The sequence below is a fragment of the Collinsella aerofaciens genome (assembly GCF_015553355.1).
In the GTDB taxonomy this organism is placed as follows: Bacteria; Actinomycetota; Coriobacteriia; order Coriobacteriales; family Coriobacteriaceae; genus Collinsella; species Collinsella aerofaciens_V.
The window spans coordinates 1-10,671 of the sequence record NZ_JADNGN010000051.1 but is presented as its reverse complement, the minus strand read 5'-3'; the positions used below and the strand labels follow the sequence as shown (position 1 = coordinate 10,671).

The window sequence follows — 10,671 nt, the reverse complement described above, 5'->3', positions numbered from 1 at the left end:
AAGTTTCCTGCTCTACAGTCCTGCTCACGACGGAGGCCACATTAAGTGGCCTCCTGTTCGTGCGGAACTCGCGATAAACTTAACCCCCACACCCCTCACGCGGCGGGCAACCGTCGTTGGGCTTATCACTGACACGAATAAACCGCTTGTATATCGTCTGCTGGCTTGGCACGGTACAATACTTGCAGCTTTAATTCATGAATAAGTGGAGTTATTGATGGCAGAATCTCGTGCGGAGCGTAGGGCTCGTCGTGCTTTGGTGGAGGCGGTTGAGGGGTCGAAGGAGGAGAAATCTTCTACGAAATCCAAGTCTTCTAAAGCTGCAAAAAGCAAATCGACCAAGAGCAGGGCTAAGACCAAGCGTTCTGACTCTCGTCGAGGCGGAGACAAAGCGTCTCAGACTCGCTCCAAGCGTCCGCGTAAAGATCCGGTTTCGTCTGCGCGTAAGGCTGTGGACCCCAAGTCTCCTTGTTCCATCATGAAAGCTTGCGGTGGGTGCGCGGCGCTCAATCGTCCTTATAAGAAGCAGCTCGCCGCCAAGCAGGCTGCTATGGAGGAGCTTTTTGCTTCGCTTTGTGAGCGTGAGGGCATTGCTGTAGATCCTATTCGTGGCATGGGTGTCACCCTGGGCGACCCGGGCAAATATCCTGCGCCGCGTGGCTTTCGTCACAAGGCTGCCACTCCCTTTGCTCCCGGTAAGGAGGGCGCCGTCCGTTGCGGTTTCTTTGAGCGCGGCACGCACAAGATCGTTGCCGTACCCGAATGCCCCGTCGAGGCACCGGGCACCCGTCAGATTCTCAACGGCATCGCACGCGAAGCTGAGCGCCTGCATATTCCCGCCTTTAATGAGGACAAGCATCTTGGTTTACTTCGCTATGCCGTCATCCGCTGCGGTTGGCGTACCGACCAGGTCATGGTCACGCTCGTGACCGCTCAGCGCGACTTGCCGCATGCGCAGGAGTTCTTTGAGGCTGTCGCCGCACTCAATCCGCACATCGTCACCGTCGCCCAAAACATCAACGGACGTCCCGGCAACGCCATCCTCGGCGAGGAAACCCGCATTGTATATGGCGCCGAGTGCATGCGCGACCAGCTGCTCGGCTGCGAGTTCGATATCTCCCCCACCGCGTTCTACCAGACCAACCCGCAGCAGACCGAGCTGCTCTATCAGCTCGCGATTGACGGCATGGACCTGCAGCAGGGCGACGTACTCATGGATGCCTATTGCGGTAGCGGAACTATCGGTCTGTGCGCCGCGAAGGATGCCCAGGACAGAGGCGTCGGCATTATGCTGCTCGGCGTGGAGCGCAACCCGGCGGGCGTTGCCGACGCACGCCGCAATGCCGAGCTCAACGGCCTCACCCGCAGCGCCTGGTTTATGGCCGACGATGCGACCGACTATATCCTCGATGCCGCCGACAACAACGAACGCGTCGACATTCTTTCCATCGACCCGCCGCGCGCCGGCTCCACGCCCGAGTTCCTCGAAGCTGCCTGCGCACTTAAACCGCGCCGCATCACCTATATCAGCTGCAACCCCGTGACTCAAGAGCGCGACCTGCATCAGCTTCTCGACGGAGGCTATCGCCTGCTCAAGATCACGCCCGTCGACATGTTCCCTCACACCGACCACACCGAAACCGTAGCGGTCCTCGAACGCCGCTAATCCACCGGCACAAGAAAGGGGGCGACCCGCCTGGGCCGCCCCCTTCGCTTGGTTTATAAACTCCGCTACATCCCATTGCGCAGATCGCACACGCCGGCTGCCGCCATCTCGCGCAGCAGCGTCTCGCGGTCGCGCGTCACGATCAAATCCAGCGGGAAGTGAATCTCGTCGAGCATCTTGCGCGCGTGATCGAGCTTGCCAATGGCCATGCCAATGTGGGCATCGGTCGACACGCCAATGCCCACGCCCAGCTCGGCGCAGCGCTCGGCGATCTTGCGGCATACGGCCCAATGCTCAGTGTCGACACCGTGTTCAAGACTATGGTTGTTGATCTCGATAATCTTGTGCTTGGCCTTAGCTGTCAACAGTACCTCGTCGATATCGAACGGCACGCCCGAACGCCCTGTGTGGCCCAGCATGAACACCTTGGGGTGCTCCAGGGCATTGATATACATCTCGGTCGTCTGGGCCAGCGTCGCGCCCTCAGCAATCTGCGGATTATGCACGCTTGCAACCAAATAATCCAAATTACGCGTAACCAAATCGAACAGTGAATGCTGACGGCTGTACGAATCGCCGGCAATATCGAGCGTGACAGGAGTGTCCTCGCCAAACAGGCTTCCGTCCAGCGAAACGATATCGGCCTCGGCGCCGCGAAGTACCAGCACGCCGCTCCAAATGCGCGGCCAGATATCCTGGTTAATAAAGAACTGGAAACTGCGCAGGTCATTGGGGCAAGGCGTAACCATAGAGCTCAAATGGTCGGCAGATCCGAGTACCTGCAGACCACGCTCTGCCGCCCAGTACACATTCTCCTCAATGGTCGAATATGCATGAGCAGAGAACATCGTATGGGTATGAATGTCACAAGAAAGCAGGTAGGGCATCAGGTCTCCTTATCTGGCACGGCCGTCGCTTATATTCATTGTACGCATAGCCTTCGATAGTCGTAAAACCACTCCATCCCAAAGACACAACGTCCATGACAACGGGGTCCGGCTTAACACCAAACCCCGTTTCACGTAAAACATTGTAGGCAGAGCGCTTTACTTTTAACGATACTCGTCCGCCAACTGTTTCCAAGCGGGTAGCGAATTGATAATCGTCTCGTAACTCACGCAGTAGCCCAAGCGGAACCAGCCCGGCATACCAAAGCTGTCCGAGGGAACCGCAAGCAACTCATACTTCTTTGCGCGCTCGCAAAACGCATTCGCATCGGGCTCCAACGCTTTCACCCATAGGTAGAACGCGCCATCCGGCTCAACATAGGTGTAGCCATACTCCGCTAGTGCGTCGGTAAGCGCGGTGCGGTTGCGTGCATAGGCCTCAACGTCACTCGGCTCATCGATGCAGTCGATAATTACGCGCTGAAAGAGCGCCGGCGCGCACACGAAGCCCAGCGTACGGGCGGCACCGGCAACGGCGGGCATTAGACGATCTGCCTGCGGATTGGTGTTGGGAACCAAGATCCAGCCCACGCGCTCACCAGGCAGCGACAGCGACTTAGAATACGAGTAGCACACCACGGTGTTCTCGTAGATCGAGGGCACCCAAGGCACCTCGGCACCGTACACGATCTCGCGGTACGGCTCATCCGAGATGAGCATGATCGGATTCTCGGGATCGCGCTGAGCGTTGGCCTCGCGCAGAACATTGGCCAGTCGCGTCAGCGTGTTGCGTGTATATACGGCACCAGTCGGATTGTTGGGCGAGTCGATGATGACGGCAGTCGTCTTATCGGTAATCGCCTTGAGCACGTTGTCCACGCTCAGCTGGAACGTATCTTCATCGGCGAGCGCCTCAACACACGTACAGCCGACCTTCTCAATCCAAACGCGATACTCCGGAAAGTACGGGGCGATAACAATAACCTCGTCGCCCGGGTTCGTAACGGCGTTGAGCGTGCAGGTGAGCGAAGCCGCGGCACCCACCGTCATAAAGACGTCCTTACCCTCATAGTTCGTTCCAAAGCGGCGGTTGAGCGATTCGGCCACAGCGGCACGACATTGCGGCAGGCCCGGTGCGGGCGTGTAGCCGTGCAGCTGGTCGCTCGGCAGCTCCAGGGCCTTCTTAATCGACTCAGCCACGGCAGCGGGCGCCGGAACACTCGGGTTGCCCAGCGAAAAATCGAATACGTTCTCCGCACCGATCTGTGCCTTGCGCTCAAGACCATAGCTAAAGATCTCGCGAATGATGGAGCTTTCCGCACCGCGAGCATACATAGTTTCGTTGATCATCTGTTCCCCTTTCGCATAGGCGCTATTGTACGCTTTAGCCGAGCAAAGTGCCGCAGCAATGTTGATTGGGGACAGACTTAAATGCGTGAAAACGCTCATTTAAGTCTGTCCCCAATCAACATCCCCAATCAACAAAAAGAAAAAGCCTCCGCAGGTTTCCCCGCAGAGGCTTTCGCCACAAAGGCTATTTGTCGGCGTCGGTGTCGGCACCGGCATTGACGGCACAGTCATCGCCGGCATCATCGGCTTCGGCATCCTCCCGCATGGCCGCCTGCGCAAATGCCGCGGCATCGGCCGCCAGCTCCTCCTCGCTCATACGAGGCGCACGCTTCTTGGTCGGCATGCCGGCCGCCTTGGCATTGCGCTCCTCCTTGGCCGCCAGGATATCGCCCTCGCGCTCAAGGTAGGCGTCCCACTCGTTGTCGAGCAGGGCATTCACGGCGTCGCCTTCGACGGTCTCGCGCTCAAGCAACACCTTGGCCATCAAATCGAGCTGGTCGCGACGGGCATCCAAAATCTCGACCGCACGACGATGGGCCTCGCGCATAATGCGCTGGACCTCGATATCGATGCGGCGCGCCGTCTCCTCGGAGTAATCCTGGTGATCGGCGTAGTCGCGGCCCAGGAATACCTGATGCTGCGCCTCACCAAACACCTGCGTTCCAAGCTCCTCGCTCATGCCCAGGCGCGTAACCATCTCGCGCGCCATCTTGGTCGCACGCTCCAGATCGTTGCTCGCGCCCGACGTAATGTCATCGCACATGAGCTCCTCGGCAACGCGACCGCCCAAGAACACGGCGAGCTCGTCGAGCATCTCGTTCTTGGTCTTGAGGAAGTGGTCCTCCTGCGGAAGCTGCAGCGTGTAGCCCAGAGCCTGACCGCGGCTGACGATCGAGATCTTGTGGACCGGATCGGAGTGCTCCAGGATGTGGCCCACCAGGGCGTGACCGCTCTCGTGGTAGGCAATCGTGGTGCGCTCGGCCTCGGTCATCACACGACCCTTGCGCTGCGGTCCGGCAATCACGCGCTCCATCGATTCCTCGACCTCGTCCATCGAGATCACGGAACGATGACGGCGAGCGGCCAGCAGCGCAGACTCGTTGAGCAGATTTGCCAGATCGGCACCAGTGAAGCCAACGGTCATCTGGGCGAGCTTCTCAAACTTAACGTCCTCGTCCATCGGCTTGTTCTCGGCATGCACGCGCAAGATCTGCTCGCGACCCTTCACATCCGGACGGTCGACCGTAACCTGACGGTCAAAACGGCCGGGACGCAGCAGCGCCGGATCCAGGATGTCAGGACGGTTGGTCGCAGCGATCAGGATGACCGACTCGCTCTCCTCAAAACCGTCCATCTCGACCAGCAGCTGGTTGAGCGTCTGCTCGCGCTCGTCGTGGCCGCCGCCCAAGCCGGCTCCGCGCTGACGTCCCACGGCATCGATCTCATCGATGAAGATGATCGACGGGGCCTGGGACTTGGCCTCCTTAAAGAGGTCACGCACACGGCTGGCGCCGACACCTACGAACATCTCGACAAAGTCGGAACCCGAGATGCTAAAGAACGGCACGCCCGCCTCGCCGGCAACGGCCTTGGCCAGCAACGTTTTACCGGTGCCCGGAGGGCCCACCAGCAACACGCCACGCGGGATCTTGGCACCCAGCTTGCGATAGCGATCGGGATCGCTCAAAAAGTCACGGATCTCCTCGAGCTCCTCGACTGCCTCGTCCACGCCGGCAACGTCCTCGAACTTGACCTTGGGGCGCGTGGCCTCGTTGGTCTTGGCGTTGGTCTTGCCAAACTGCATGTTCCTGTTGTTGGCGCCCATCATCTGGCGCATAAAGTAGAACATGATGGCGATCAGGGCAATCGTCGGAAGCACGCTCATCGCCAAGTCGCCCCAAAAATCGGGGTCATTGGTGTTGACGATGTACTTAGTGTCGGGGTGCTCCGCCATGAGCTCGGCAAGCGAATCGGAGCCGACATAGGTCGAAGAGAAGCTCTTGAGCTCGCTCGTATCGCCCTTGTCCTTCTTCGTCTTCCAGTAATGACCCGTCACGCTTCCGTCTTGAACCGTATAGGTCAGATCTTCGACGCGATCCTGCTTGATGGCACTCACCATCTCGCTCGTCGCGAGCTTAACGGTATTGCTGGAATTGGCAAAGCCGGAGCCCATGTTAAAGAAGGCGTAGCCCAGGAGCGCGCAAGCCAAAATAAAATACAGCCAGCCCGTACGCGTGGGCTTCTTGCCTCCGGGCACCCCCGGGATCTTAGGCTCCCGGGGAGTCTGGGAATTGTTATCGTTACGGTCGTCGGGCATCTTACGAATAAACCTCCGGTTTCAAAATGCCCAGATACGGAAGGTTACGATAGCGCTCGGCATAGTCGAGGCCGTAGCCCACCACAAAGGCATCGGGGCAATGGGTTCCAACATACTTGGGCGTGATGGCCGAGGTACGGTCCTCAACGTCCTTCCACAGGAAGGCGGCGACCTCCAGAGAAGCGGGCTTGCGGCTCTCGAGGTTCTTCATCAGATACTTGAGCGTCAGGCCCGAGTCCAGAATGTCCTCGACGATCAGCACGTCGCGACCGCGGATGTCGATATCCAGGTCCTTAATGATACGCACGATACCCGAGGACTTCACACCGTCGCCATAGCTCGAAACAGCCATGAAATCGATGTTGGTCGGCAGCTCGATCTTGCGCATCAGGTCGCCCATAAAGACCACGGCGCCGCGCAGGACCGCAATCAGCACCAGATCCTTACCCGCGTAGTCGCGAGTAATCTGCTCGCCTAGGCGAGAGACGATACCGTCGATATCCTCCTGCGTAAACAGAACCTTCTCGATATCCGGATGTTGAGAAGCCATGACAACCCTTTCTTGTGCTTATCGCCCACACACCGCCGTATGGACGCGAACTTCACATTCTAGCAGCGCACGGGGTATATTTTCCAGCCCGTACGCCATCAGCGCGGGAATACCGTCAACGTCGCACAGAATAGCTGACGTGGAACGCTATTCCGCATCGACTACGCGAAGCAGATACGCCACGCGCGTTGCGGCCGTGCATTTAAAACGCTCGTCCGTGCGAACGCCTGCGACCCATACCACGGCACCTCCCGGAGCCGTTCTCACCACAGGAACGCCTGCGCGCTCAGAGACGGGAATACGAGCCTCGTTGAGCAGGTCGGACACCTTCTTACTTCGCCCACTCATGCCCAACGGACACATCACATCCCCCGGCACGGGACCGTCTACCCACAGACGCGCCAAACGCGCCTCGGCGGGAATCTCCCCGCGCGAGCCGGCGAGCATCCGTTCGCTATCGCGATCGGCAAAGCCCAGCGTCGCGGCATCCACCATAGCGGCCACCCCTCCGGCACCCGCGAGTTCACGGGCACGGCGCACAATATCGCACCCCGGCTCGACGGCCATCGTCTCTGCCACCAGGATGCGGCCCACCCCCAGCGGCAATCGACCGGGAATGGTGACCCAATCGGCAACTAACCCCTCGCGCGCCGCCGGGGCCTTGAATGACAGCATGCCAAACTCCACGCGCGCATCGATTCCCGCCGGCAGCGTGACCGAACCCGAGCCTTCGGCGACACAGGCGAGCACGCGCTCCACATGCCGCATCTCCGGGCGAGCGTCGGGGTCGATACGCTTAATTGCCAGTCGCACCATGCGTCGAGCAATCACCACCTCGGCCGCGGCCAGTCGGCGAGCGTCAAGGACCAGTGCACCCGCCGCCTCCTTACGCAGGCAGCTTCGAAACGCCTGCGCGGAAAGCTGGGAAAGAAAGGCGTCCTCATCGCCTAAGATCTCGCAGGCGGCGCCAATCGTCTTACAGACGCTCGCGTTGCGCTGCGCCACCACCGGCATCACCCGATGGCGCACGTAGTTACGCAAGTACGACACGTCCTCGTTGCTCTCGTCCTCTCGCCACGGCTGACCATGCACCTGCAGATAGCCCACGAGCTCATCATGAGTCAGGTCGAGCAAGGGACGCACCACGATATTCCTCCGGCGAGGAATGCTCGATAGACCAGCGGGCCCCGAACCCTTAATCGCGTTCATCAAAAACGTTTCCGCGCGATCCGAAGACGTGTGCGCGGTGCAGATACGAGCCGCCGTTCGCGGTGCCCCCGTCTGGGCGCAGAGCTCGCGGACGTACCTCCGTGCAGCGGCATAGCGCACCTCGCGGGCAGCCGCCTCGATATTGCCCGATTCATCATCAAAATAGGCATGCTCAACACACAGCGGCAAGCCATATTGTGCGCATAGGCCACGCACAAAGGCCTCGTCGCCATCGGATGCCTCGCCGCGCAGATGATGGTTCACATGCAGCACGTGCAGTCGCTCGCGCGCGATGGGGGCTACACCACGCCCATCCAGAATATCCAACTTTGATGTGCACGCCATAAGGAGCAAAGCCGTCGAGTCCGCACCACCTGATACCATGAGCACCACGGGGGCAGCCGTCTGCCGCGTTGCCAGAGCTTTATCATCAGCCCACGATGCAGCATGGTGTCCATAATGCTGAGATACCGTTGGCATTTGCTTCCTCCTCTATTCGTTCGCACCCATTGTATCCTTTGGAATCTTATGTCTCCTCTGCACCTTCATATCCTTGGCAGCGGCTCAAAAGGCAACTGCGCGCTCATCGAAGGCCCCCGGGGGCTCATCATGATTGACGACGGTCTTTCTCGCCGCGAGACATTAAAGCGCATGGCAGAACTGGGGCTCTCGGCAGACAACGTCTCGGCTCTTCTCATTACTCATGAGCATAGCGATCACATCAAGGGTCTCGATGTCTGGTGCAAGCACTGGCACGGCCCCCTCTTTGCCAGCAGGGGCACACTTTCGAACAAAGAAAATCTTTCACATCTGCCTGTCGAGGAATTCGATCCCGGTGACACCCTATCCATTGCCGGCATCCACGTGCAAACCTACTCAACATCACACGATGTCATCAATCCTGTCGGCTATCGATTCAATGCTCTCGATGATTCCATCGGCTTTGCCACCGACACCGGAGAGCTATCGAGCCAAGCCATGAACACCCTAAAAGATTGTCGAGTCCTCGCGCTCGAAAGCAACCACGATGTGGCCATGCTGCGCGAGGGAGAATATCCCCGCTTTCTTCAGGAGCGTATCCTGTCTGCAAGGGGACACCTCTCCAACGACCAAGCCGCCGAAGCCGCGCGCGGACTTGTTACCGATCGCACCGAACAGCTCATTGCCATGCATATCAGCCAAGAAAACAATCGTCCGAGCCTTACCGTCAAAAGCTATGCCAAAGCTCTAGCCGCAACCCTGGATGACGAGGTCGGCAGCTCCGCAACCCTTCTCCAAGGATCGCGAAATCTCTCGATACGCCCCGCAAGCCAGTATCGGCCAGCAACCATTCAATAGACTGTCCCAGACAGCAAAAGGGGCCGAGAATCGCTTCCCAGCCCCTTTTGCTGTCTTTTAATAGCGCAGAACACCAACGAAGTTAGTCGATGGAGATCTTCGTAACGTTCTTCTTCTCGACGATCTTGGGAACCGTAACGGTAAGGATGCCGTCGGCGTACTTAGCCGAGAGACCCTCGCTCGAAGCATCCTTGAGATACACACCACGCGTCGCGCTGTACGAGCTGAACTCCTTCTGCAGGAAGTTCTTGCCCTCGTTCTCCTCGTCTTCCTCGACATTCACGCTAATGGAGAGACGGCCCTCGTTAAGCTCGACATCGATATCGTCCTTGGCGACGCCGGTAAGATAAGCCTTGACCTCATAGCCATCGCCCTTATCCTCAACGTCAACGGGGAACGCCTTAGAGGCAATCGAGCCGTTCGCTAGGTCACTCATATCATCAAACAGATCGAACAGCGAGCTTGCAGAGGGACGAACGCCAAAAACCGAACGATAAGGAACCATGCTTGCCATGTTTACCACTCCTTTAAAGGACTGCCGAGTCATCTTCTAGGTGACTGGGACTTCTTTTGACGCTCTTATATATGCCCACCCGATGCTCATATATACATCGACTATAAAGTTTTTTGAGTCCAGTACTATAAGCATATCTAAGTGTGTATGACTCAGGTTTTAGGAAGGTTAAGGTTCTTTGAACCAGAGCTTAAATAACGAGTATGTCCACAGCTACAAATAACAAGGGGCTTACAATGAGCGCGTACACGTTGTTGGCAACGAGCTAAAGGGCATCATGGACGACCAAAACCAGAACAATATGTTTATGCCGACGCAGGGGGGAGATACTTCCACGCAGCCGCCACGGTTCCATCGCCCCCACATCTCGCAAGAGCCCATTAATGATGCAGAGCCCGAGTATGTGACGAGAAATCGCTATCAAACGCTCGAGGATGCCCAAACGGGACGTAAGCATATGGGCGTAGCATCGGGCGATCCCGTATATCTAAAAGATGCACCGTTATCAAAAAACAGCGCAATCAATGACGACCCGACGAAAACGCCCAAAACTCGACAGCAAAGAGGTCCTCGACCTAAGCAAACCTTAACGCATTCGGCTCGTTATCTCGAAACGCCAAAACAGGGAAAATCAATCTTCGTTTCGTCAAGTAAACGACGCAAGCAGCATCGACTGACAATCCTGCTTTTGATCATTGTGGTCATAGCAGTTGCACTTGTGATTCGATTTATTGTCTTTAAATAAAAGCTCATTACCCATAAGCCCAATCGGGTTACAGGTGAAATGCAACTACATTGTGAAGTGTTAACGCAAAAAAAGGGGGAGGCCGCGAGGCCTCC

10 protein-coding genes are annotated in these 10,671 nt (G+C 57.8%); 4 read left to right on the top strand and 6 right to left on the bottom strand.

Features of this window, described 5'->3' with window-relative positions; all coding sequences use genetic code 11:
* Positions 1-205: hypothetical protein (locus I2D57_RS09950; protein ID WP_229055753.1), on the top strand; the 205-nt coding region annotated here is incomplete at its 5' end.
* A 246-nt stretch (positions 206-451) separates the two neighbouring features.
* Entirely contained in the window at positions 452-1,666 is a 1,215-nt protein-coding gene (gene rlmD, locus I2D57_RS09445) for a 23S rRNA (uracil(1939)-C(5))-methyltransferase RlmD (RefSeq protein ID WP_324249226.1), read from the top strand.
* Positions 1,667-1,731: 65 nt separating this feature from the next.
* Here rlmD and I2D57_RS09440 read toward each other — a convergent pair whose 3' ends face one another.
* The 5 genes from I2D57_RS09440 to tilS all read right to left on the bottom strand — a co-directional run bounded on the left by I2D57_RS09440 (position 1,732) and on the right by tilS (position 8,459).
* Positions 1,732-2,553, bottom strand: a complete 822-nt coding sequence (locus I2D57_RS09440; protein ID WP_195362298.1) for a phosphatase — start codon at positions 2,551-2,553, stop codon at positions 1,732-1,734.
* Between the two features lie 165 nt (positions 2,554-2,718).
* On the bottom strand, positions 2,719-3,903 hold the full coding sequence (locus I2D57_RS09435) for a pyridoxal phosphate-dependent aminotransferase (RefSeq protein WP_195362297.1): 1,185 nt from the start codon (positions 3,901-3,903) through the stop codon (positions 2,719-2,721).
* A 184-nt stretch (positions 3,904-4,087) separates the two neighbouring features.
* On the bottom strand, positions 4,088-6,220 hold the full coding sequence (gene ftsH / locus I2D57_RS09430) for an ATP-dependent zinc metalloprotease FtsH (RefSeq protein ID WP_195362296.1): 2,133 nt from the start codon (positions 6,218-6,220) through the stop codon (positions 4,088-4,090).
* Position 6,221: 1 nt separating this feature from the next.
* Positions 6,222-6,770, bottom strand: coding sequence for a hypoxanthine phosphoribosyltransferase (hpt, locus tag I2D57_RS09425; protein ID WP_117774133.1), 549 nt, complete (start codon positions 6,768-6,770; stop codon positions 6,222-6,224).
* Between the two features lie 147 nt (positions 6,771-6,917).
* Entirely contained in the window at positions 6,918-8,459 is a 1,542-nt protein-coding gene (tilS, locus tag I2D57_RS09420; protein WP_195362295.1) for a tRNA lysidine(34) synthetase TilS, read from the bottom strand.
* 48 nt (positions 8,460-8,507) lie between these two features.
* On the opposite strand from tilS, the gene I2D57_RS09415 reads away from it, so the two are divergent.
* The gene (locus I2D57_RS09415) at positions 8,508-9,317 is read left to right on the top strand and encodes an MBL fold metallo-hydrolase (protein WP_195362294.1); all 810 of its coding nucleotides are present in this window, start codon (positions 8,508-8,510) and stop codon (positions 9,315-9,317) included.
* Positions 9,318-9,399: 82 nt separating this feature from the next.
* Here the strand turns inward: I2D57_RS09415 and I2D57_RS09410 are convergent, their stop codons facing one another.
* Entirely contained in the window at positions 9,400-9,831 is a 432-nt protein-coding gene (locus I2D57_RS09410; RefSeq protein ID WP_195192729.1) for an Hsp20/alpha crystallin family protein, read from the bottom strand.
* A 277-nt stretch (positions 9,832-10,108) separates the two neighbouring features.
* Here I2D57_RS09410 and I2D57_RS09405 point away from each other — a divergent pair, with 277 nt between their 5' ends.
* Entirely contained in the window at positions 10,109-10,576 is a 468-nt protein-coding gene (locus I2D57_RS09405) for a hypothetical protein (RefSeq protein WP_195362293.1), read from the top strand.
* The last annotated feature ends 95 nt before the right edge of the window (positions 10,577-10,671 follow it).